The organism is Nostoc sp. (assembly GCF_036917575.1).
Taxonomy (GTDB): Bacteria; Cyanobacteriota; Cyanobacteriia; order Cyanobacteriales; family Nostocaceae; genus Nostoc.
The window spans coordinates 85087-108981 of the sequence record NZ_JBALDC010000042.1 but is presented as its reverse complement, the minus strand read 5'-3'; the positions used below and the strand labels follow the sequence as shown (position 1 = coordinate 108981).

Annotated in this window: 24 protein-coding genes and 1 tRNA gene; 16 read left to right on the top strand and 9 right to left on the bottom strand. The window is 41.8% G+C overall.

Annotation, left to right across the window (positions count from 1 at the left end; genetic code table 11):
- Positions 1-84: 84 nt before the first annotated feature.
- The gene (aroF, locus tag V7K79_RS11085) at positions 85-957 is read right to left on the bottom strand and encodes a 3-deoxy-7-phosphoheptulonate synthase (protein WP_335047513.1); all 873 of its coding nucleotides are present in this window, start codon (positions 955-957) and stop codon (positions 85-87) included.
- A 773-nt stretch (positions 958-1730) separates the two neighbouring features.
- On the opposite strand from aroF, the gene V7K79_RS11080 reads away from it, so the two are divergent.
- The 4 genes from V7K79_RS11080 to V7K79_RS11065 all read left to right on the top strand — a co-directional run bounded on the left by V7K79_RS11080 (position 1731) and on the right by V7K79_RS11065 (position 4721).
- Complete coding sequence (locus tag V7K79_RS11080; protein WP_335047510.1) at positions 1731-2225, top strand: hypothetical protein; 495 nt, start codon at positions 1731-1733, stop codon at positions 2223-2225.
- A 195-nt stretch (positions 2226-2420) separates the two neighbouring features.
- The gene (locus tag V7K79_RS11075) at positions 2421-3128 is read left to right on the top strand and encodes a pentapeptide repeat-containing protein (RefSeq protein WP_335047507.1); all 708 of its coding nucleotides are present in this window, start codon (positions 2421-2423) and stop codon (positions 3126-3128) included.
- Between the two features lie 212 nt (positions 3129-3340).
- On the top strand, positions 3341-4195 hold the full coding sequence (locus tag V7K79_RS11070; protein WP_335047505.1) for a DUF72 domain-containing protein: 855 nt from the start codon (positions 3341-3343) through the stop codon (positions 4193-4195).
- Between the two features lie 85 nt (positions 4196-4280).
- The gene (locus V7K79_RS11065) at positions 4281-4721 is read left to right on the top strand and encodes a hypothetical protein (RefSeq protein WP_335047502.1); all 441 of its coding nucleotides are present in this window, start codon (positions 4281-4283) and stop codon (positions 4719-4721) included.
- Between the two features lie 306 nt (positions 4722-5027).
- On the opposite strand, the gene V7K79_RS11060 is transcribed toward V7K79_RS11065, so the two are convergent.
- The 4 genes from V7K79_RS11060 to V7K79_RS11045 form a co-directional block, all read right to left on the bottom strand.
- Positions 5028-5435 (bottom strand): VOC family protein, encoded by a 408-nt coding sequence (locus V7K79_RS11060; RefSeq protein WP_335047500.1) that lies wholly within the window; start codon positions 5433-5435, stop codon positions 5028-5030.
- A gap of 144 nt (positions 5436-5579) precedes the next feature.
- On the bottom strand, positions 5580-5828 hold the full coding sequence (locus V7K79_RS11055) for a YybH family protein (RefSeq protein ID WP_335047498.1): 249 nt from the start codon (positions 5826-5828) through the stop codon (positions 5580-5582).
- 6 nt (positions 5829-5834) lie between these two features.
- Positions 5835-6023, bottom strand: a complete 189-nt coding sequence (locus tag V7K79_RS11050) for a YybH family protein (protein ID WP_335047495.1) — start codon at positions 6021-6023, stop codon at positions 5835-5837.
- 161 nt (positions 6024-6184) lie between these two features.
- Positions 6185-6364 (bottom strand): hypothetical protein, encoded by a 180-nt coding sequence (locus V7K79_RS11045; RefSeq protein ID WP_335047492.1) that lies wholly within the window; start codon positions 6362-6364, stop codon positions 6185-6187.
- A 707-nt stretch (positions 6365-7071) separates the two neighbouring features.
- On the opposite strand from V7K79_RS11045, the gene V7K79_RS11040 reads away from it, so the two are divergent.
- From V7K79_RS11040 to purU, 6 genes are all read left to right on the top strand, one after another.
- Positions 7072-8289 (top strand): glutathione S-transferase family protein, encoded by a 1218-nt coding sequence (locus V7K79_RS11040; protein WP_335047490.1) that lies wholly within the window; start codon positions 7072-7074, stop codon positions 8287-8289.
- A 416-nt stretch (positions 8290-8705) separates the two neighbouring features.
- Positions 8706-9716: an ABC transporter ATP-binding protein gene (locus V7K79_RS11035; RefSeq protein ID WP_335047487.1), complete on the top strand. Its 1011-nt coding sequence runs from the start codon at positions 8706-8708 to the stop codon at positions 9714-9716.
- Complete coding sequence (locus V7K79_RS11030; RefSeq protein ID WP_335047484.1) at positions 9717-10529, top strand: ABC transporter permease; 813 nt, start codon at positions 9717-9719, stop codon at positions 10527-10529.
- Positions 10530-10628: 99 nt separating this feature from the next.
- Positions 10629-12371, top strand: coding sequence for a GldG family protein (locus V7K79_RS11025; protein WP_335047585.1), 1743 nt, complete (start codon positions 10629-10631; stop codon positions 12369-12371).
- A 51-nt stretch (positions 12372-12422) separates the two neighbouring features.
- Positions 12423-13049: a DUF4340 domain-containing protein gene (locus V7K79_RS11020; RefSeq protein ID WP_335047482.1), complete on the top strand. Its 627-nt coding sequence runs from the start codon at positions 12423-12425 to the stop codon at positions 13047-13049.
- A 26-nt stretch (positions 13050-13075) separates the two neighbouring features.
- Positions 13076-13930 carry a formyltetrahydrofolate deformylase gene (purU, locus tag V7K79_RS11015; RefSeq protein ID WP_335047480.1) on the top strand — a complete coding sequence of 285 codons (855 nt, stop codon included), beginning with the start codon at positions 13076-13078 and terminating at the stop codon, positions 13928-13930.
- Between the two features lie 85 nt (positions 13931-14015).
- Here the strand turns inward: purU and V7K79_RS11010 are convergent, their stop codons facing one another.
- Genes V7K79_RS11010 through V7K79_RS11000 form a run of 3 tightly spaced genes read right to left on the bottom strand, consistent with a single transcriptional unit; the run spans position 14016 to position 17551 of the window.
- Positions 14016-15251 carry a hypothetical protein gene (locus V7K79_RS11010; RefSeq protein WP_335047478.1) on the bottom strand — a complete coding sequence of 412 codons (1236 nt, stop codon included), beginning with the start codon at positions 15249-15251 and terminating at the stop codon, positions 14016-14018.
- Positions 15252-15278: 27 nt separating this feature from the next.
- Positions 15279-15977 (bottom strand): hypothetical protein, encoded by a 699-nt coding sequence (locus V7K79_RS11005; RefSeq protein ID WP_335047476.1) that lies wholly within the window; start codon positions 15975-15977, stop codon positions 15279-15281.
- A 2-nt stretch (positions 15978-15979) separates the two neighbouring features.
- Positions 15980-17551, bottom strand: coding sequence for a tetratricopeptide repeat protein (locus V7K79_RS11000; RefSeq protein WP_335047473.1), 1572 nt, complete (start codon positions 17549-17551; stop codon positions 15980-15982).
- 426 nt (positions 17552-17977) lie between these two features.
- Here V7K79_RS11000 and V7K79_RS10995 point away from each other — a divergent pair, with 426 nt between their 5' ends.
- Positions 17978-20266 carry an FUSC family protein gene (locus tag V7K79_RS10995; protein ID WP_335047470.1) on the top strand — a complete coding sequence of 763 codons (2289 nt, stop codon included), beginning with the start codon at positions 17978-17980 and terminating at the stop codon, positions 20264-20266.
- Positions 20267-20495: 229 nt separating this feature from the next.
- On the opposite strand, the gene V7K79_RS10990 is transcribed toward V7K79_RS10995, so the two are convergent.
- A complete protein-coding gene (locus tag V7K79_RS10990) occupies positions 20496-21551 on the bottom strand; it encodes a glycosyltransferase family 2 protein (protein WP_335047467.1) in 1056 nt (351 codons plus the stop codon).
- 153 nt (positions 21552-21704) lie between these two features.
- Between V7K79_RS10990 and rplS the strand changes: the two genes are divergently transcribed.
- The 5 genes from rplS (at position 21705) to rplK (ending at position 23787) form a co-directional block, all read left to right on the top strand.
- Positions 21705-22067 carry a 50S ribosomal protein L19 gene (gene rplS / locus V7K79_RS10985; RefSeq protein ID WP_335047464.1) on the top strand — a complete coding sequence of 121 codons (363 nt, stop codon included), beginning with the start codon at positions 21705-21707 and terminating at the stop codon, positions 22065-22067.
- A gap of 152 nt (positions 22068-22219) precedes the next feature.
- Positions 22220-22292 (top strand) — tRNA-Trp (locus V7K79_RS10980).
- A gap of 188 nt (positions 22293-22480) precedes the next feature.
- Positions 22481-22702, top strand: a complete 222-nt coding sequence (secE, locus tag V7K79_RS10975; RefSeq protein ID WP_335047461.1) for a preprotein translocase subunit SecE — start codon at positions 22481-22483, stop codon at positions 22700-22702.
- A complete protein-coding gene (gene nusG, locus V7K79_RS10970; RefSeq protein WP_335047458.1) occupies positions 22702-23355 on the top strand; it encodes a transcription termination/antitermination protein NusG in 654 nt (217 codons plus the stop codon). The genes secE and nusG overlap by 1 nt, the downstream gene beginning before the upstream one ends.
- Before the next feature lie 6 nt (positions 23356-23361).
- A complete protein-coding gene (rplK, locus tag V7K79_RS10965) occupies positions 23362-23787 on the top strand; it encodes a 50S ribosomal protein L11 (protein ID WP_104904955.1) in 426 nt (141 codons plus the stop codon).
- The last annotated feature ends 108 nt before the right edge of the window (positions 23788-23895 follow it).

The window sequence follows — 23895 nt, the reverse complement described above, 5'->3', positions numbered from 1 at the left end:
TTTTATAAAAGCGATCGCTATTTATCCTTAAGCCAAAAGAAATATTTTGACTTCAAACATTCAAGCGTTCGCCTTGTGTGAAATTTAAGCAGCACAAAAAATCGGGGCAGGTGACAAGCCCGCCCCGACATCTGATGATATAATACGCCCAACGGCTGTGGCTACAGGCTTTAAACTATTAACTAAATGCACCATATCTTCCAAAGAAAGTGCTTGACGGGCATCAGAAACAGATTTTTCTGGTTCTGGGTGACATTCAATAATTAATCCATCTGCACCGCAAGCGATCGCAGCCCTAGCCACAGGTGCGACCAACTCCCGTTTACCAACAGCATGAGAAGGATCTACAATTACAGGCAAGTGAGTTATTTGCTTGAGTGCTGCCACTGCCCCTAAATCTAGGACGTTACGGGTGTAATCATCGAAGCTGCGAATACCTCTTTCGCACAACACCACATCAGGATTACCGTGGCTGAGGATATATTCAGCAGCCATGACAAACTCTTCTATAGTCGCTGCTAAACCACGTTTGAGCAGTATTGGTTTACCAGCTTGTCCCAAAGCTTTGAGCAAATCAAAGTTTTGCATATTGCGGCTACCAACTTGCAGCATATCAGCGTGGGCGGCGACTACTTCAATTTGGGAAATTGACATCACCTCCGTGACAACTGGCATATCGTAATGCGATCGCACCTTGGCTAAAATCTCTAACCCTGACTCTCCCATACCCTGGAAAGCATAAGGAGATGTGCGGGGTTTGTAAACACCGCCACGCAACCCCTGTACTGATGCAGTAGATAACTTTTCGGCGACTATCTCCATTTGTTCTAAGCTTTCAACAGTGCAGGGGCCACCGATGATTACCAATTCTTTACCGCCGAAAGCGACTTCTTTCGAGATTTTAACGATTGTCTGGTGGTTTAGATGGGATTGTGCAGCAAGTTTGGCATTAATCATGATTACATTCTCCAGAGAAATTAAGTATTGGATATTGGGTATGGGGTATTAGTTATTGGGGATTAGGACAAGAGTTATTTTCCAATCCCCAGTCCCCGATAACAATAAAAAAGCCCGAAACCTTCAAGAGTTCCGGGCGCGTTCTGATTTATTGGCATGACGCTATTTACCCGGAATTTATTCTGGGCCAAAAGTAAAAGCCGTAAAACCAGCTACTGAAATAAGTCATGACAATGAAATTCTCCTTAAAAAAACAAAAACCGCAGAGTTTGCTCTGCGGTTCACTGGGCGGTTTCCATTAGGAAACTTAATTCACTCCCGGTGAACCACCCCAAACCAAAAATAAAAGTAGGAATTTGTGTTAAGCATTTGCGGAATTTTTGCTAGAAAAATTAACAAATATACCTATATGACTTTAAAAATAGCAGGAAAAGTCGGCTTTGTCAAGACCTGCATAAACTATAAAAAAGCGATAGACTCAGTACAACTCTGGGGATTAAGACTAATCACGCTTTGCACAATTCAAAATCACACCCTGTTCTAGATTGTACTAGTTGTTTATTTGCGTAGCGAAAAAAGCGGCTTGTCATTAGACATTACGATAGTTATATAACCTCAAAACAAAAAGCCAGGATTGAGAAGTTAAAATATATAATTCTCCTGACTTATGATTTCATCTTACGAAAGCTGATTGCAGGGAATCGACAACCGTCATACATTATTACCCAAATTCTCATTAACCAGATCAATTTTTTAGGATCATCAGTCTGATTATGCCCAGTTCCAAAATCTTAACCCAATCTTTCGACTATTATGGAGCTTATCCCTGCCCAGTCTGTCGAATAGGTAAGATTTCTCACATGCCATTGATGGAAGCTATGGCTTGCGACTTTTGCCAAGAGATTTTTACAGTCAACTTAGAACAACAGCAAATCAAGATGCCTTCTAGGCAACCACCTTTAATTTGGCGTTGGAATGGGTTTAGTTGGACAGAAGGCCAGTTGGAAGGTGTGGAATTAGGTTGGGGTTATGGACTAGCAGCAGCAATTTTTATAATTTTTCCTACTACTCTAATTGGCATAGTAGCTTACTATTTTCCTGCTAATCTGAAAGAACCCATTACCTGGATGCCATATATTTGGACAATATTAACCTTCTTATCACATTTATCAATTATTGTTTGGATTTATATAGAAGTTTATCAAATTCCAGTCGCAGCATATTTTAGAGCGATCGCTCGATGGAGAAATGGAGAGATGGGGAGATGAGCAGGAAAGCAGGAAAGCAGGGGACAAGGGGACTAAAGTTAGAACTTGTAACAAGTCTTTCCCTTCCCCTTGCTCCAATTCTCCTTATCCTTAAGTCTCTGCCCATGCTTCATATCCTATAATCCATAATAAATAATGCAGCGTATAGATGGCTCCATCACTCATAATTAAGTTGATTGTCCACCAAAATATCGTATGAGCGATCTGGAGCGGTACTATAGAATTTTGGAATTAGAGCCTGGAGCAACACTTGAAGAAGTAAACCAGGCTTACAAAGATTTAGTCTTTGTTTGGCATCCCGATCGCATTCCCAAAGACAATCTCCGTTTACAGCAGAAAGCACAAGACAAGCTGAAAGCTATAAATGAAGCTCGTGAAAAGTTGCGCTCTCTAAAAACCAAACCTCAAACCACACATCAAACCACTCATCAAACTACACAGCAAACTACATATCAAACTACATATCAAACCACACATTACTCACCGTCACCTCAACAGGAAAAACCATCTCAACCAACCCAGAAACCACCAAAACAAAACTCAGATTTAAGCGGCAAAGACTACAGTCGCGCAAATTTGAGCAATAAAGACTTATCTGGCAGAAATCTAAGTTATGCCAATTTGAGTGGTGCTAATCTCAGCGATAGTTTTATGCACAAAGTCAACCTCAGAGGTGCAGATTTATCTGAAGCAAATCTATTTCGGGCAAACCTACTTTTAGCCGATCTCAGGGAAGCGAATTTACGCGCTGCTAATTTGATTGGAGCGGATCTCAGTGGGGCCGACTTGCGAGGAGCCGACTTGACGGGAGCGCGGATTCGCTCTGGTGAGCGTCTTCTGGTTAAATTAGTTGGGACTAACTTAGCAGGGGCAATTATGCCTGATGGTTCAATTTATCAATAAGTGAGGTTGTGCCATAACACCAAAACTCTCATGTAGATACGCAATTTATCGCTCATGTAGAGACGCGATTTATCGTGTCTTAAAAACCAATTATCTACACCAATCACCCTTAACTAAAATGTATCAGTACATAAATTACTCTTATGCAATGCAATTGAAAACTGCTATATGCCTGTAAAATTGAATATGATACATCAAGGCTTTTAGGCACTGTGAACTTTTTTATCGGTTGTGCTGTTTGGGCATATAAAGGTTGGGTAGGCGAACTCTATCCCCAAGGTACTCGCACTGCCGATTTTCTGCATCTCTACAGTCGTCGCTTCACCACTGTAGAAGGTAATACCACCTTTTATGCCGTGCCTAACCAAGAAACTGTAACCCGTTGGGCTGCCGACACACCAGCAGGTTTTGAATTTTGTCTAAAATTACCACGAGATATTACCCATAAAGGATTGCTAAAACCTTATATTCCGACTGCTTTAAAATTTCTGGAAGGGATGCGCCCTTTAGGTAAGCATCTTGGGCCAATATTTGCCCAGTTACCACCCAGCTATGCACCTGCATTACTTGACGATTTGTCCAACTTTCTGGAAGCTTGGCCGCGTACAGAATCACCCCTAGCAGTGGAAGTTCGGCATCCCGACTGGTTCAAGGAACCCCATGCTAGTAATTTGACGGCGCTTTTAGAAAAGTTAGGTGTCGGACGAGTACTGTTAGACTCACGCCCCATTTACACTGGAGATGATGACCCACAATTACAATCGGAACGGCGCAAACCGAAATTACCGTTGCAATTGAGTGTGACAGCATCTTTTACTTTAATTCGGTTTATTTCTCATCCGAATTTATCAGTGAATCAGCCATTTATGGAAGAGTGGGTAAGGCAGATTCAGCAATGGTTACAGATGGGAGTGCGAATTTATTTCTTTGTCCATTGTCCAATAGAAGCGCGATCGCCCAACACAGCCCGTCACTTCCAACAGCTATTAGAACAGAGTAGTACACCAGTTCCACCCCTACCTTGGAATAACCTTGAGCATCCCCCTAATCAACTCAGTTTATTGTGAGCGTATTTAGTAGATAATTGGTGTTGTCATACTTTTTTATTAAAGTAAAAGTTTTTTCAGAGTAGTTCTACCAAAGGAGGTTGATATGAGTCGTCTTCTTTATGAAAAATCAGTTTCATATAAAGGATATCTCATTATTCCATTTGTTTTTGGCAAGGCGGATAATTACGAAATTTATTCGTATAAAATGCTATCTGAAATTGGGCACAGAAGCGAATTTCATAAAGCAGAAAATCCAGCACAAATCTATGGAGGTGAGGTTAGTAACATTATTGATATTGCTAAAGAGCATATCGATCAAAATTCCGAGTCTGTTCATCTGGGGGATAGTTTTAAGTCTCGCTATGTTTATCGGAACAATTTAATTATCATCTTCCAAGAAGGAGATAAATATTTTTATGACCATTACCCACCAGAGTTATTGAATAATATTGCAGCTCCAAAGTTATTCAAATCTGAATATGAATGTCTGAACTGGATTAAGCAAGGGTTTGATGGGCGACATGTGCGGCAAAGAGCTATTTGAAAAAGTTCACGAAGAGGGGGAAAGGGTAAGGATTTTGGAGTTCTTGATTGTGACAATAACACCAAAATAAAACCACGTGAGATCGAGGGGGCTTTAAACCCGTATTAGGGAAAAGAAAAGAAAAAATTTTATGCGTATTTAAAATAATTTCCTCATGCACCCCTTTTTTCCTTTCCCCTTTTCCCCTCCCTTCGGTAAGAGTATTTGCATTTGTGTATTACAGCTATAGTGGTTCCCATACAGATACGATATGACGTTGTACTACATCTGAATGGGAACTACTATAATTCCTCAAACATGAAATTTTCAACCTTGATTTATTGCGCTTGGCTCCATGTAGATAATTTCCCAAATGTGGCCATCTAAGTCAGCGAATCCATGTCCATACATAAAACCATGATCTTGCGGTTCATTGTAGATTGTTCCACCAGCGGCGACAGCCTTGCGAACTATTTCATCAACTTGTTCTCGGCTATCAGAAGATAAACACACAAGCACTTCTGTGCTTTTTGTGGCATCACAAATTTCTTTGGGAGTAAACGTCTTAAACTTCTCATGGGTCAAGAGCATGACGAAAATGTTTTCGGACACAATCATACAGGTGGAAGTTTCGTCAGTGAATTGAGAATTAAACTCAAAGCCGAGTTGAGTAAAGAACTCGATTGATTGATTGAGGTTTTTGACTGGCAGATTAACGAAAATTTGAGTATTCATGGATTCTTCTTTTGAATTATTGTACGGCGCATCATGACAATTTTGCCGCCAAGACAGTGTTCGTAGAACTTGAACGCTGCCTCACAGTTGCCGTTGAACATGAGATAAGGATTAAGTTTCATAGCGTTGGCTCAGTAGATTAGTTTATGGGTTGAGCGTGAATACAGCTTGAGAAGTCTCTGGATCAAATAGAACCGAGAGATGTTCGTGTAATATCTGCCATTTGCCTTGATTTTTCTGGCAGACAGTGGTGACGCGCATCCACGTCTGCATTGCTGGATGGTTTTGGGTTCGTGTGAAGCGAAATAGCCAATGTGCAACCGCTAAGTTTTCACTGACAGTAATTTTGAGGTCTCGTGTTTCAATCTCAAAGGTATCGGGGAAGTAAGGCAAACATTCTCACCACACTTGACTCCAAGCATCTTTTCCTTGGGTTTGGAAAGGAGGTTTAACATCGAAGATGATCACTTCGGTGGCATAATGGGACATAATTTGCTCAACATCCTTGGTGCAGATGGCACGTTGTTGCTCGGTAATTAGTTGGCGAATCTGAACTTCATTAGTTGCGATCGTGCTTTTGGTTGTCATCGTTATCTCTCCTTTTGGGTTGAGGTTGAGTGCAGTTACGAAAAACAGAGAGTAGGGAGTAGGGAGTAGAGATGTGCAATAAATACTAAAGTTTAGGGTCTAAAGCCCCCTAACAATCAAATAATTATGTCGAGATACGTAGTACGAGACATAAAACGTCATTATTCCAATCCCATGTCTTTAGGCATGGGTTCCCTACTCCCTACTCCCTTATCTCTACTCCCTCTTGAAAAATTCTCTGGCAAGCCTGCAACTTCAATTACAGGTCGAATTTCAACGGTGCCAACGCGTGCGCTTGGAATCCGCGCGGCGATCGCGATCGTCTCAGCCATTTTAGCCATTCACTTTCGTATCAATCCTGCATGGTTATATCATGTCCGCTTAATTAGCTATAATTCTCGCATCTGTGCAAAAAGGGCAAAAGCCTCTTTCCCCCTGCTAAGAGCTCCCTGCCCCCCTGCGGTCTAAATGATAAGTCTTTAAACGGATACGATATTAGTCTTTGGTAGCGCCTTCATTGGATGGGGTGCTTCACTCTTAGGCTACATTCGATGAAATTGCAAGCAAGTATTTTAGATTATTAGCAGCTCTTAACTTGACTTTATACACTTGTTTGTTTAAGTATATTTTTTAACTTCAGGTTTTTTTCCTCTATATGACTCGAATTTATAGAGGTTTTTCTGATTTTGACGGCTTCAGTAAGTCAAAAAATAGATATATTAAATCTTGCTTTCAAACTATTTTCATGTGATAATCACCGTTAACTACGATAAGCATATAGATTTACAGTACTTAACGGTCAAAGTTCAAAATTTTAGCTTTTTATCTATTAAAAAATAGATGTAGTTTGGGTTGAGTTACACCAAACCCTATATTGATTGGAGTGTTGGAAAACAAAACCCAACTTCAATTTTTTTGCAACAATTTAGCCTTGCTACGCCAGTATGGTGTGTTATGGCTTTAGCCTAAAGCACCGTACTTAGATTTACTTTATAAATCAACTCTGACTCATTTGTGGAAATAAACTTAACTTAAACCAAGGTAAAATATGTCAATTCAAGACACAGTAGCTAATTGGGAACAACTATTAGAAATTGCCCGAAAAAATACCCCGGCTCGACGGGTGCGTAGACCAGGGCAATCTCCTTCTACTGCTCCCATACCTAGCAGTCTCCATAAACTGCCACCAGATACAGAACCACCAGTACTGCTCTACCGCGATACCAACTCTTGGTGTCCATTTTGTGAACGGGTTTGGTTTGCTCTCGAAGAAAAAGAAATTCCTTTTGCAACAGAGTTTATCGACTTGACTAACAAGCCTAAATGGTATATTGATTTAGTTCCCACAACCCTTGTCCCGGCGGCGAAAATTGAGGACAAGTTAGTTTATGAATCCAAAGATATTCTGTTAGCCTTAGAAGAAAGATTTGGGTCAACCTTGCTTCCTGAAAACCCAGAGGAAAACGCCGTTGCTAGGCAGTGGCTTGAGGATGCTGAAACCAATGGTATCAGAGATATCGCTTATAAATTTCTTAGACAAGCTCCAGAAGATCCGAATGAATTAGCAAGCTTACAAGCAGCTTTTGAAGCGAAATTAGACGAATTGGAGCAACTTCTCGGAAAGTATCCTGGCCCATACTTTTTATCAACATTTAGCGTGGTAGATATTACCTATAGTCCCCATTTAGATAGATTGGCGGCTAACTTACCCGTTTATCGGGGATATCATCTCAAGGGAAATCCCCGGTATCCTCGGATCAACGCTTGGTTTGAAGCGCTCAAACAGCGTCCTGCTTATCACCGCGTCAAATCGGATGATACTACCAACAATTTACTTTTGCGTCGCCGATGGGGCGTGACACCAATCGGTAATCCTTTGCCCCCTGACCCAACTGTTAGCCAAGAAATCCAATTTCGGGCCGAAGCGGCTGAGAGGTTGACTGATAACCGAGAAGTTGCTTTAGGAGATATTCTGAAAAACTCTGGGGTGCAAGCATTGGCGGTCAATGGCGACACAACAGCCGTTAAAGAAACGGTTGATTTTCACCTCAGATTGCTAGCTGACTATCTGATCAATGGCAATGGTGCAGCATTACCGTGGGGACGCGTGGGTGGTAAAGATAATGCCGATCCCACTGCGGCTGCGATTGGTGCGATCGCACTTGCCTATGTAAGAAATCGCATTTGTGCGCCACGGGATATGAGCGCTGGTGCTGCAACTGCATTCCGAGCAGCAGCAGATAAAGTGTTGACATCTCTTTATTAGCGATCGCATTTCCAGGTCATTTACAAAAGAATAGACCTCTTGCAAAAGTGCTTTTTGCAAGAGGGGGGAAAAGGGTAAAGGTTAAAGGGGAAGGGGACAATACAGAACTCTGCACCACCTAAATCACACTTGGAACATTTTTTAGTTGTCAGCAGCTGCTTTATGTAACTGAAATTTGCAGTTATTTTAGCCTCACAATCTCTACAACTAAAAAGAAAACTAATTAATAGAACTGATGCAATTAGTTCTATTAATTTCATATACATAATCAATTATGAGTTATCAATTATTTTGATACAAAGAGATTTTTCAGGAACTTTACCCGTTGTCGGCGAATCTTAGTGCCAATCCTCCATACCCAATATTGCGATCTAAGATTGTTGGGTATTCTATAATTTGCGATCGCCACTATACGGATGATTGAAGTTGAACATCTGAGTAAAATATACGGCTCTACTCCAGCGATTACTGATGTCACCTTTAGCGTCGAGCCTGGGGAGATTTTAGGGTTGTTGGGCCCCAATGGCGCTGGTAAAACTACAACTATGCGGATTCTGGCTGGTTATTTACCGGCAACTAATGGAAATGCCCGGATTGCTGGTTATGATGTCCATGAAAATTCCCTGGCTGTGCGCCAACGGATTGGTTATTTACCGGAAACACCGCCGTTATATCCAGATATGACGGTGGAGGGATTTTTGCATTTTGTCGCCCGAATTAAGGGAGTTCCAGCAGGCGATCGCCCCAACAAGGTAACAGCCGCCATCGAACGCTGCAATTTAGAAGACAAGCGGCGGGTGATTATCCGCAAACTTTCTAAAGGATATCGCCAACGTGTAGGAATTGCTCAAGCGATCGTTCACGATCCTCCAGCAATCATTCTTGATGAACCCACCGTTGGACTCGATCCCCGACAAATAATTGAGGTGCGGAATTTAATTAAAAGTCTTGCTGGTACTCACACAATTATTCTTTCCACACACATTCTGCCAGAAGTAAGTATGACTTGTAGCCGCGTCGCCATCATCAATCGCGGTAAAGTTGTGGCAACTAATACACCAGAAAACCTGATGACTCAGTTGACAGGCGGCTCAGGGTATGAACTAGAGATAGAAGGAGAAGCCGCCCTAGCAAAACAGGTATTACAAAAGGTTGCGGGTGTGAGTTTGGTAGAATCAATTCCCACAGCCGGAATGCACAACCATCAACCCCAGGAAAATCGCGCTTACCTGCGGGTGATATCGCAACCGGGAAAAGAACCAGGACGCGATATTGCCATAACATTAGTGCGTTCAGGATTCGGTTTACACGAACTGCGGCGGGTTAACGCTACCTTAGAAGATGTATTCTTGCAACTAACTACAGAAGAAAAGAATTTCGATCCTGAGGTAGACTTAGCAGCAGACAACGAAGGAGAAGCAGCGTAAATGGGTATAGTGCTGAGTAATATTATTGCCATTTATCGCCGAGAGTTACAAAGTTATTTTGTATCGCCTTTAGCTTACGCGATCGCAGGCATATTTTGGTTCATCGCCGGGTTATTCTTCGTGATGATTTTGCTAGGGCCAGACGGCATTTTGGTAGGAGTTGCGGCAATAGATGCACAAGGACAACAACTGGGAGTACCAGTACCACCGATAGATGTCCCCTACGAATTTATCCGGGCATTTTTAGATCGCATGGGGTGGCTATTGTTGTTTATTCTGCCCATACTGTCGATGGGACTCTATGCCGAAGAACGCAAGCGCGGCACTTTAGAACTATTAGCCACCTCACCAATCACCAATTGGGCGGTAGCTGTAGGTAAATTATTAGGCGTGATCACATTTTTTATCACAATGGTTGCACCCATGCTAGTGTTGGAAGCGATCGCTATTAGCGGCTCAAATCCACCAATGACACCCTCAATTCCCTTGCTCGGTCATATTGGATTAATCTTACTAGCGGCGGCAATTTTATCAGTAGGAATGTTTATTTCTTCATTAACAGACAGCACAATTCTATCTGCCGTTTTTACCTTTGCAGTAATCTTATTATTGTTATTGATTGATTTAATCGCCAAAATTGTCCCTGGCCCTGTAGGCGAAGCTTTAGGTTATCTGTCGTTGCTGAAACATTACAACACTTTAACCCAAGGCATTTTTGATACTAGCGCCTTGATTTTATTCGCCAGTTACATTTTTTTGGGAATTTTTCTTACAGCTCAATCAATTGATGCCCTGCGCTTTCAAAGGCAGTAGTCATTTGTCATTGGTTCTTATTTTTAGTTACTTAATTTTCGTCCATATATTTTTACTTGCCACTATTTTTAGACCAATAAACAATGACAAATGACAAATATGAAGATAGTTGCAAAAAATAAACTCTGGAAATATCTATTTTGGTTGGGCCCGTTCCTAATTACTGTCGGCTTAACAGTTGGATTAGTCTCTGAACAGTGGGGATTAATTCCCTTAGTATTTTTGATTGGGGGAATTGTCATCAGTGGCTTAGGCTTAATATGGCAAAGCTACCAGAGTAACTGGTGGAACCGTCGTTCTACCCAAGCTGGGACTAATGCCCTAGTGGCAACTCTGGCAGTATTGGCAATTTTGGGATTGATAAACTTTTTGGGAACTCGTTATCACTTGCGGGCAGACTTAACAGAGGCTCAATTATTTACCCTCGCACCCCAGTCACGTGAATTAGTAAGGGTTTTACCACAGCCAGTTAAAGTGTGGGTGTTTGATGTTACCCAAAATCCCCAAGACAGAGAACTGCTAGAAAATTATCAACGCCAAAGCTCAAAATTTAAATACGAGTATATCGACCCCCAAGCTAGACCAGGACTTGCAGAAAAGTTTGGCGTTAAAGATTATGGAGAAGTTTATTTAGAATCTGGCGATAAACGGCAATTAGTACAAACAATAAATGAAAATGAGCGATTGTCAGAAATCAGATTAACTAGTCGCTTACAACAACTAACAAATTCAACCACAGCCAAAGTTTACTTACTGCAAGGTCATGGTGAACGCCAACTTTCGCCTGGTAAAGATGCAATATCACAAGCAGTTCAGGGATTAGGCGATAAAAATTTCACAACATCACCGTTGAATTTGGGAGAAACTTCCAAAGTTCCTCAAGATGCGGCTGTCGTAATACTAGCAGGCCCCAAACGAGGACTGTTTGAGGGTGAAGTCAAAGCTTTGCAAGATTACCTTAATCGTGGCGGTAACTTACTGCTGATGATCGATCCTAATACCGATCCCAAACTTAATAGCTTGCTACAAGAGTGGGGTGTTCGTCTGGATAATCGTTTAGCAGTCGATGTCTCTGGCGAAAGCGTTGTAGGACTTGGCCCTGCTGCGCCCTTAGTAACAGAATACGGAAAACATCCAATTACCAAAGATTTCGGTAACGGCAATTCTTTTTATCCGATTGCCCGTCCACTGGAAATTACCTCTGTGTCTGGTGTTCAGGCTACTCCACTGTTACGAACTAAACCCTACCCCAGCAGTTGGGCAGAAAGCGACCTCCAAAGCGAAAAATTGGAGTTTAATGCAGATAAAGACCTCAAAGGCCCTTTAACCTTGGGCGTTGCTTTAACAAGAAAACAAACACCCAAATCTACTTCCACTCCCCAAGCTTCACCCACACCTTCACTCCTACCATCACCAACCACTCAAAGCAAGACTAGCCCGACTCCTTCCCCTTCTCCCAAGACTCCGCAAGCGTTACCTTTACCATCGCCAAGCACTCAAAGCAAGGCCTCCCCTGCTCCCCCTACCTCCCCCACTCCCCCTGCCTCCCCTACTGCCTCATCTCAAACAGCTACCGAGTCACGGTTAGTAGTTTTAGGAAATTCCGATTTTGCCACCGATGGGTTGTTTCAACAGCAATTAAATGGAGATGTATTCCTCAACTCAGTTACTTGGCTGAGTCAACAGGATGAGCAACCCCTTTCCATTCGTCCCAAAGAACCGAAAAATCGGCGGATAACCCTAACAACCACCCAAGGTAATCTTTTAATATTGTCATCTCTGTTAGTTTTACCCTTAATTGGGTTTGCGATCGCAGTTATTATTTGGTGGAAACGACGGTAGAGTGAAGAATTCTCCCTCAATTCCAATTGACAAATGACAAATGACTAAAAAATGAAATTGCCGCGAACAACTTTAATTTTGATACTGCTAGCCCTGGGTTTGGGTGGTTTTGTTTACTTCCATGAAATTCGGGGTGCAACTGTGCGAGAAGAAGCAAAAGAGCAAAAACAGAAAATTTTCTCTTTTGGAGAAGATGATGTGCAGTCTTTAACAGTCAATACAAAAAAACTCACCCTGAGTCTGGAACGAAACCCTGAATCTTCTAGTAAGCCCAAGTGGTTAATCAAATCTCCCATATCGGATCCAGCAAATGATGCTATTGTTTCTTATCTAATGGATTTATTGGTCAAAGGTAATAGCGATCGCACTTTATCAACTCCAGCAAAACAGCTTGGAGAATTTGCCTTAGATCCAGCCCAAGCAACTATTAATATAACCCTGAAAAACCGACAAAGCCATCAGCTAATTTTGGGTAAATCTAACTTTAATGGTCGTTTCTTGTATGCTCAAGCTGACCCTGCTGCAAAACCTGATGGTTATATAAATGTGCTGTTGGTATCTACAGATTTTGCAAATGCTGTGAATCGGGAATTATCAGAGTGGAAACAACCTGTAGATAATAGTCAGAAACTTCCTCCACTCACCATTCCCAATCCGAGTCCGACAAACAGCAAATAATTAATTCCAAATCTGGCGATATTATTATGACAAATCCGACAGCAACATTGCTGATTTCCTGTCCCGATCGACGGGGATTGGTGGCAAAATTTGCCAATTTCATCTATTCTAACGGTGGTAATATTATCCATGCAGACCAGCATACAGATTTTGCTGCTGGGTTATTCCTTACGCGCATTGAATGGCAGTTAGATGGGTTTAATTTGCCACGAGAATTTATTGCCCCGGCATTTAATGCGATCGCACAACCTTTAGGCGCTAAATGGGAAATACGTTTTTCTGATACAGTACCACGCATTGCTATTTGGGTAAGTCGGCAAGACCATTGTCTATTTGATTTAATTTGGCGACAACGCGCTAAAGAATTTATTGCTGAAATTCCTTTAATTATTAGTAATCATTCTAATTTAAAAGTAGTAGCAGAACAATTTAATATTGAGTTTCAATATATTCCCATAAATAAAGACAATAAATCAGAACAAGAAGCCCAACAACTAGAATTACTTTGTAAATACAAAATAGATTTAGTTGTATTGGCGAAATATATGCAGATTGTTAGTGCAAATTTTATTAGTCAATTTCCGCAAATTATTAATATACATCATTCATTTTTACCAGCTTTTATCGGAGCAAACCCTTATCACCGAGCTTTTGAACGGGGTGTAAAAATTATTGGAGCAACGGCACATTATGCAACTCCTGATTTAGATGCAGGCCCAATTATTGAACAAGATGTGGTACGAGTCAGTCACCGTGATGAAGTTGATGATTTGGTGAGAAAAGGTAAAGATTTGGAGAGAATTGTATTAGCAAGAGCGGTGCGATCGCACTTGCAAAATCGTGTATTAGTATATGGAAATAGGACAGTAGTATTTGAGTAATTTGTAATTATTAACTACCTCTTTCCTTCTCTTCCTCTGTATACTTTACGCCTTTATAGGATAAATGCTATAAACAAGATACTATTCAAGATTTTGGGGCAGATTTCGATATATTGTCAATTAAAACAGATAATAAATAACTAATAGTAGCAGCCCCGAAAGAGAATATAGCAATAATCGCATCACGGGGTAAAATACCATCTAACCAGCTTCCTTGAATACTGGAAACAGGAAAATCCTTATCTAGACCGATTTTAATCTGTTGAGCTTTACCAGCAATGCGAACTTCTAACCCCTTATTGGGAACAATCTGAAGATAGCGTATCAGTTCTATATTTAGGGGAATATCAGGCTTTTCTCCCATGAGAAACTGATTGTCTTTAATATCCTTTTCCTGCTCTACCATACGAATTTTGCCTTCAATAATTGTGGAAATAGCTAAATCATCCCTGATATCACCGCTCCTATCTATTCGTTGAAAGTTTACATTTTTAGTAAATATTTTTCCCCGAAACCATTGTTCTAAATCATTTTTGTAAGGTGCAGTTGTGGTAATATATAAGTTAGTATCTTTTGCTAATTCTAAATTTAATTCTTTGTTATCTGGAAGGTAAATAAATTCTAGTACAGTCTGTTCTGGCCTATTTGGTAATTTTACAGATGGTAATTCATAACCTTCTAAACTAACTTTAAGTGGTTGCTCTCCCAAATAAAGTTTTAAATCATTTGGTTTATTATCTAACTTTGATATAGGCTGAGGTTGTAGAGAAAAATCCAGCCTCTTATTATAAGAGTCGTAGCTTAATCCAGCTACTTCTGTATTTGGTTGTAGTAGTAGTTTAGTTAGGTCTATTTCGCTGGGTAATTTAGAATTCGCTGGAGCGATAATAAATTTACTTTCGCTACTATTAAGTTCAATTTTAAGGTCTTTTAACTGATTAAGTTGAGGGAATGATTCACTTTCAAACTTTCCTGCAAAATTCAGAGTTTGAACGCCTTCACTTTCTAAGTTACTGATACTACGCATTGATTGGAGAAAGAGTTTTGGTTCTTGTCCATTATAGGTAAAGCTTATTTCTCCCACAGTCAGGCTACCTTCAAATATATGACTATGAGGAAGGATAATAGAAAAAGTGATGGTTCCAAAACTTAGCAATAAAAGTAATACGAAAATCACTATCTTTTTTCGAGCCAAGAATTTTCTCAAATGCTTGAAGCCCTGGCGAATATAATTTACGCCTGCACCCAAAAAACCTACCAGTGTGATTATAAAATTTCTGATTACTTGTAGTAACCATCTGAAGAATAAGAGAAGTTTCATCTCAGACTTTTGCCTGCGTACCATGATTTATATCAACCACTTTGGGTTGTGTTCAAATTTAAAACGTCGATCAAATTTCTCTGGTGGTCTGCCAATTCGTTCTTGTTCAGCAACTACATGGATTTCATAGCTGCCAGCTGGTGCTTTGCGTCCATTCCAGGTGAAAATTACTTCGCCACGTTGGGCATTATTACGAGGTTTGCTATAAACAACTTTACTGTTGCGGAGGATTTCAAAGGTGGAGAATTTCGCCCGATTAGAAGTGTAAAAAACAAATTCATACTGTCCAGAGGGTTGCCCAATAGTCACAGGTAGATAAACCGAGTTGACCTCAGCTAAGGCGCGTAGCGTGTTTGGGAGAATTGCGGCTTTGTTTAAAACATCGGGTTTTAAGGGAAAGGTGAAACGAGACTGACTTTGTATCAAAGATAAGTTATCCAAAAGATAATTTTTGTTTAGGGATTCCACTGTCACTTCTGGAGTACTGTTACCAAGGCGGGGAATTAGCAAAGTCAGAAGGTTGGGATATTTGTCAATGCCACGAGTGACAAGGGAAATTAGGTTAATGCCACTAACAACTTCTCTGGGTTGAATGCCTTCGCAGCGGTTGTTGTCCCGGCGAATATAAGCTATTGATTGGGGGTTACCACCATTACAAGCCGCTTGGGCTGGAAGGGTGCTAAGGCTGATAAGAAATATAGTTGTGAGTAAAAGTTGATATTTCATAGTTAGGGTATTCCCCAGTTACGGAGTTTTTTAATCACTACATCCATGTCGAAAGCAAAACCAAAGCCACCTGTGGCTGGAGTTGATAGTTCACCCTGACTAGTTTTGGTTGCATCCTGGCGTTGTTGATTGGGGTCTAAAATTGCCACCATGAGACCGACAACCTGCTGATTATCTTTGTCAATCACTGGTCCCCCAGAATTACCTTCGGCGAGGGTGGCTGTTATTTGTAGTTTGTTATCTTTGGAGAGGACGTTGCTAATCTCTCCAGAGACAGTAGTCCAGTCACCGCCATTGCTAGGATGACCAATTGCAAGAACCTGAGTGGTACGACCAACTCTACCTGAATACATTGGCAAGGGCCGAATATCTTCGGGGATGCCTGTGACTTCAAGTAAGGCTAAATCTAAAGGGTCATTGGCATCTGTGATTTGAAGAATTTTGGCAGTATAACGGGGAAGAAATATACCAGTAGGCGGTTGGCTAAAAAATTCCAACTCAATTTTTTCGCTGCTGCGTTTTGTATTAGCATCCGTCACTACATGACGATTGGTAACAATCCAGGCCTTATTTCCCTCTCGTTTCACTACCCAGCCAGTAGCAATATTATTTCCTGTGGGAATCTCGGCAATAATTCGTACCACAGATCGCAACACACCAACTAAAGGTTCCTCTTGTGGACTGGGTAACCATTTTTGATCATCGATCGCAATTGGCTGCGGTTTTTGCTGCAATGCCAACAACCTCTGCGCTTCCTTGAGATTGTTTTGGGCAGTTACATAATTCGGGTCTAACCTAGTCGCTTGCTTAAACTCCTGAATTGCCTCTTTTAAGTTCCCTTGCTGCTGAAGTGCGTAGCCCAGACCATTGTAAGCATCAGCATATTTGGGGTTCAGTTGGATAGCTTTTTGGAAAGCAGTGATCGCTTCATCATATTTCCCCTGGCTTACCAGTGAATTGCCCACACTGCCGTATGCATAGGCATTTTTGGGGTTGAGTTGGATGGCTTTTTGGTATGCGACGAGCGCTTCATCATGTTTCCCGTGATTTTCCAGGACATAGCCCAAACTAATATATGCATTAGCATATTTGGGGTCGAGTTGGATGGCTTTTTGGTATGCGGCGATCGCTTCATCATATTTCCCCTGGTTTACCAGCATATAGCCCAAACCGCCGTATGCATAGGCATTTTCGGGGTCGAGTTGGATGGCTTTTTGGAAAGCGGCGAGCGCTTCATCATATTTCCCCTGGTCTCCCAGCGCCCTTACCAAACCGCCGTATGCATTGGCATTGTTGGGGTCGAGTTGGATGGCTTTTTGGAAAGCGGCGAGCGCTTCATCATATTTCCCCTGGCTTCCCAACGCCCTCCCTAGACCAACGTATGCATTAGCATTTTTAGAGTCAATTTGCAGAACTCTATACCAAATTGCTTCGGCTTCGGAGAATTTATAGGCTGTTTGGGCAGCACTACCTTGTTGAGATAGCTGTTCAATACTGGTTTGGGCTACTGCCACTTGGGGTGTCGTAGCCAGAGATAAGCTTAACAACAGAGCTACTAACTTAGGATTTCGCACTATTTACCTCTAGGCATCATCAAATATCTGAGTTTCATGTACACTTCAGATTCTATGAATTTCTGAAAAATATATAGGTGATTATACGAGTATACTAACAGAATGATTGCCACTACTCTGTAAGTTGCGATCGCCTGATATTGTTTAATTGCTTTCTTTACAGACTTCTCTTTGCTTACGCGGGTGTTAAACCCTTGATTTTCAAGCAAAGATTTAGAGCAAGTTGTATTAGCAAGATCAGTGCGATGCCTACGGTAGGCTACGTCTACGCACTTGCAAAATCGTGTATTAGTCTATGGAAATAGGACAAGTAGTATTTGAGTGATTTATATATTTGAGCGAATATAAAGCCGTCCTCCACGCAGTTATATCTGGCTAAAATGCTTTAAGAAGCGATCGCGCTTTGTTATAGTCGCCAGTCTCATAATGTCATTTACAGATAAACTTCCTCTGGGTTGGTTGTTGCAGCAGTTTCAACTCCAGCCAGGTAAACCCGCCCTTTCCTCTGGATTGCGTAGCCTTTTTATACTGGGTGTTCCAATTGGAATTGGCATCATTACAGGTCATGCTGCTGAAAGTGCGATCGCCACTATGGCAGCTTGGTTCGTTGGCATGGTAAATGTTGACGGAGCCTACCGTCAGCGAGCGATTGCGATGATCGCAGCTACGATTGGGGTAACTGTGATGTTCCTAATCGCAAGTCTGGTTAGCAGTCATCTTTGGTTAGCTGTCCCCACCACGTTCTTGGTAATATTTATCACAGGTTTAGCAAATCTCTATGGCAACGTGGCTGCATCTGTCAGCTTGATTACTTCGATTATGTTTGTGATTGCGCTGGCTAGATTCGCTGCATTTTCTAATTTGCCTACTCTTATTCAACACTGTGGGCTATGTCTGGCTGGTGGAACATGGACAACTGTCTTGTCATTAGGACTGTGGGTGGTGCGTCCCTATATACCTGCAATGCAGATAGTCGCTAACTGTTATTTCTCATTAAGCAATTTTGTGGACTTGGTAGGCTACAGAGCATTAAATCCAAAGGATCGTCAGGAGTGGGAACAGCGATTTTTGCAAGCTCAGGATACAATTATTCAAAACTTGACATCTGCCCGTAGCGTCTGGACAACTATCTGGACTAGGCAAAGAGGAGCTAACCTGCGGGGAAATCAGTTACTCGTATTAATTGAGGATATAAATCAAATTGTCAATTCTGTTGTAGCACTGAACGAACTAATGGCGATCGCATCCGAACATCAACTATTTTCTCGGTTACAGCCAGAAATTCAGCAAGTGATACAACAGCTGGCAATTGCTCTACAAATGTTATCACAAGCGATCGCTAAAGGAAAAAGCTCACCTCACTTAGGGGATCTGGATCGAAGTATTGAAGCACTAGAACACCAAAGGCAAATTCTGCGTTCTCAAGTCCTCAATCAAACCATCACTGCTCACACAAATGACTATTCCGATTTACTCAACCTTGGGAAGATTACAGCCAGTCTGACAAAGCTGGCAGAGCAAATTCATACTGATGCAGAGATTGTTACAGATTTAAGCCAAGGAAAACTGCGTAACAGCATTGCCCAGCGAGATATTTCCCCCCCAGCCCAACCAGAGCGTTCTACAATTATTGAGACGCTACGAAATAATTTCACTTTTGATTCAGTCCTCTTTCGTCATGCGTTGCGTTTGGCACTGATCACAACTTTTGCTGAATTAATTGCCTCACTATTGCAACTACCTAGAGGTTACTGGATAACGCTCACAGCTTTAGTTGCACTCAAACCCAACTTTGGGGGAACGTCACAGACAACAGTCCAAAGAGTCATCGGTACTATTTTAGGTGGAATTATTGGCATTGCTCTGATTTTACTAGTTAAGAATCAATTGGCAAGTGCAGTTTGTTTCCTGCTGCTTGTCTTTGTGGCGATGTCGGTGCGATCGTTAAGCTATAGCATATTCACCATACTGCTTACTCCCGCCATCATATTGCTACTCAACATTATTAGTGCAGGTGGCTGGCAGGTTGGAGTATTGCGGATCTTCGATAGCTTTGCTGGGGGTGTCTTAGCACTACTTGGTAGCTATTTGCTTTTCCCTCGTTGGGAACGACAGCAACTTCCTGCACAATTGGAAAAGACAATTCGAGCTAATCTTGCTTACTTTCAGCAAGTAATAGCTAACTATCTCCATCCACAACATAATGCATTTGCCGATTCTATCAATATGCTACGCCACCAAGCAGCATTAGAGAACGTCAACGCTAACGCCGCAGCTCAACGATTGTTCAGCGAACCTCGTCACATTCAGGGAGAAATCGAACCTGTAATGACGCTGATGGCATATATTCGTGGCTTTTTCAGTTCGGTAACAACTTTGGCAGAACATCTGCGAGAATTTAGCGGTGAGTACCAATTTACTGAACTCAAGCGACTTGCCGATGCCATTGTCCAAGTTTTGGAAAACTTAGCAGATGCCCTTGGCCAGAAACAGCCACCCCAACCATTACCAGCGCTGGATAACTATCTCGAAGCAATTCACAACCAAATCCAACAGCTACATACTGCTCGGTTATCAGAGATTGCCACCAATTCCAACACTTTAACTCCCACATTACAAGCCGTTCGAGAACAAACTCTGCTCTCCACAGAACTGGATCGAATTGTTAATGAAATTAAAGTTATGCACTGTGTAATTGCTCGTCTGCAAGAATAATTTTCTTTTCGCGCTGGCGCTGCGCTTTGCACATCACGGGGGTGTTAACCTCTTGATTTTTTGTGAGTCTGCGATCGCTTAGGCTTTAGGATTACCAGTAACAGTAATAAAGCAGTTAATACGTTATCGTATTGAAAATTAAAAGATTACTATTTGATTTTTTCAAAAATCTTAAGCCATAATCTTTGTTTAGTGACAGATTGAGTCTCAATACACTTACCAAAAATGTCTAGCGCTCAGAGTTCGACTGGGCGCTCACGGGCAAGTCCACCAGTTGCTCAGAATTTAATTCTAACTTTTGAAGACTGGCGCTTTTATTCTGGTCATTTTGCCAGACATCATACAACTCAATCAATACAAGTTTACGAATCTGAGAATTGTTTCCCTGAGAGCGGCGTGATGAAACAGCAGTTAGCAAAAACTTCCAAGACCGAGGAGAAAGTATAGATGGATCTATCATTGAAAGAAAACTCTTGAGATTTTTTTGCTTCAGTGCGACTAAAATCCAATGGAGTTTTAAATAATTTTTTATATCCTGAAAGACAGGAATCTTTGAGCGATGTTGCTCATTTACCAAAGCGTAAATTTTCTCCTTCATCAAAATATTTGTCGCCAACCGCCGAGACAAAGAAAACTTTTGATTATATGCACCTGGCCAGATAGTACGGTAAGCAAGACACTGGTTGAAGAAAATAGCATCGCCAAACTGAGCAATCCGAATCCAGGAATCGATGTCATCACAGTTAGCATCGAGTGTGGAGTCCCAACCACCACTTTGCAGAAAAGCATCACGTTGACAAGCTACTTGTACAGGTGTGCCAAAAGGTACTAGCTCTAAAAGCATTCCGTAGTGGATATCAGCTTGTGGGATATAAAAAGCTAAACCGGGGCCAACTTGGGGGGTGCGAGAGAGTTCAACTTCATTGCCATCCACCTGAGCCGCTACACAAGAGCAGATTACAGCTTCGGGACGAAGTGCGATCGCCTTAATCATCTCTTCTGTGCAGTTAGGCGCTAAATAGTCATCATCATCTAAGAACTTAATCCAGTCGCCACTAGCTTTGGCAACTCCAGCATTTACCGTTGCTGCATGACCAAGGTTCACTTCGTTACGATGGTAAACAATCTTGTCCCCTAAGCTTTTAAGATAGGTTTGGGTGTCATCATCAGAACAATCGTCAGCAACAACCACCTCGCACTCGATTGTTTGGTTACGAGCCGAATCAATTGCTCTTTGCAGCAAATTCAAGCGATTATAAGTACTGATGACGATGCTAAATTTCATAAATTTTTCCTTTTTAGTACGGTATTTTGCAATATAGCTTTGATATGCAGGCTGTTGTATCAGTACAATTAGCAATCCTAACAAGTAGACTGAAATAGGATTATCAATCTATCATTGATGATCGTGAGTTTTTTTTAAGCAGACAGAAAGACTATGAACGCTCAAGAGATCATCCGCTCCATTGAAGCGGAACAGATAAAATCGAATCTGCCCGATATTTATGTGGGCGACACTGTAAAAGTGGGAGTGAAAATCAAGGAAGGCGAAAAATACCGCGTGCAACCCTACGAGGGAGTAGTGATTGCCAAGCGTAATGGCGGCATCAACGAAACTATTACAGTTCGTAAGGTTTTTCAAGGCGTGGGCGTTGAGCGGGTATTTCTGTTGCATTCTCCCCGGATTGACAGCATCAAGGTATTACGTCGCGGTAAAGTACGCCGTGCTAAATTGTATTATCTCCGCGATCGCGTAGGCAAGGCAACTCGGATCAAGCAACGGTTTGACCGTCCTGTGTGATTCGCCTTCAAAAATATGGGAGAAATCTCTTTTCTGCAAGCGGCATCTGCCGCTAACTTGTTTTTCCAACCAAATTAAGGTATGATGTAAATCGCATATTGCGTTAAACTGAAATTTAGTTCAGCGCAATCACTGAATCAAAAACAGCTTGTGCGCTCTTAGTTCAGTTGGTAGAACGCAGGTCTCCAAAACCTGATGTCGGGGGTTCAAGTCCTCCAGGGCGCGCTCAAGAGCAAAAAACAAAGCCCGAAATTAATTACGTAACTGCTATATTAGCAGTTAGCGCTAATAATTTCGGGTAAACTTATTGTATTTGCAGTTGTTTTGCTGACAGTAAGTAAAATAGAGTCGAAACTGCAAACCTAGATGACAATTAAACAGGATCTAGTATAAGAAACGGGGGATAAACGGTCGTGGCCAAAAAAAGTGAAGCAGAATTGCCAGAAACCGCAAATGGTTTTAGCTTTAACAACTTCATACAGGGAACCAAAGAAGAACTTGAAAAAGTAGTTTGGCCCAGTCGGAAACAGATAGTGAGCGAATCCGCCGCTGTGTTGTTAATGGTGGCACTCTCCGCATCTTTGATATACTTGGTCGATGGATTGTTTCATTGGGCAGCAAAACAGGTGTTCTAATGAGTTTTGCAACAGATGAACCACGCAACTCAATGTTGCAGTCAGAAGAAACAGCAGAAACAGCAGAAGCAGCAGAAGCAGCGTCAAAAGAAGCACGCTGGTATGCAGTACAAGTAGCTTCAGGCTGCGAAAAGCGTGTAAAGACTAACTTAGAGCAACGCATTCAAACTTTTGATGTCGCTGACAAAATTATCCAGGTAGAAATTCCCCAGACACCAGCGGTGAAAATCCGCAAAGATGGCAGTCGCCAGCATACAGAAGAAAAAGTTTTCCCTGGCTATGTGCTGGTACGAATGATGATGGATGATGATACTTGGCAGGTGGTACGCAACACCTCTCATGTAATTAACTTTGTCGGTTCCGAACAAAAACGTGGTGGTAGTAGTAAGGGTCGCGGTCATGTGCATCCCATACCACTGAGTGCTTCAGAAGTCGAACGTATATTCAAACAAACTAGCGAACAAGAAGCTGTTGTCAAAATTGACATGGCTACTGGTGATAAGATAATGGTGCTTTCTGGCCCATTTAAAGACTTTGAAGGAGAGGTGATTGAAGTCTCTCCAGAGCGGAGTAAACTTAAAGCCTTGCTTTCAATTTTCGGCAGGGATACACCAGTAGAATTGGAATTTAATCAGGTAGAGAAACAGAGTTAAATACAAATGGCGAAGAAAATAGTGGCGGTCATTAAACTGGCCCTGAATGCTGGAAAAGCCAACCCAGCACCGCCAGTTGGGCCCGCCTTGGGTCAACATGGTGTCAACATCATGATGTTTTGTAAAGAGTACAACGCCAAAACAGCAGATCAAGCTGGAACGGTAATACCTGTAGAAATTTCGGTTTTTGAAGACCGTAGTTTTACATTCGTACTCAAAACGCCACCCGCATCAGTGCTGATTCGGAAGGCGGCGAAAGTTGAAAAAGGCTCAAATGAACCCAATAAAAAGAAAGTTGGGTCAATAACCAAAGCACAATTGCAAGAAATAGCCCAAACCAAACTCCCCGACCTCAACGCCAATGATATCGACGCGGCAATGAAGATTGTGGCAGGAACGGCTAAAAACATGGGCGTAACAGTTACGGATTAGTCATTCGGTCATTAGTCATTAGTCAATTTAGAAAAAAATCAACAAATGACATAGACGCGCCAGCGGCTTACCGCAGGGTAGAACAAAGGACAAGTAACCAAAAATTAT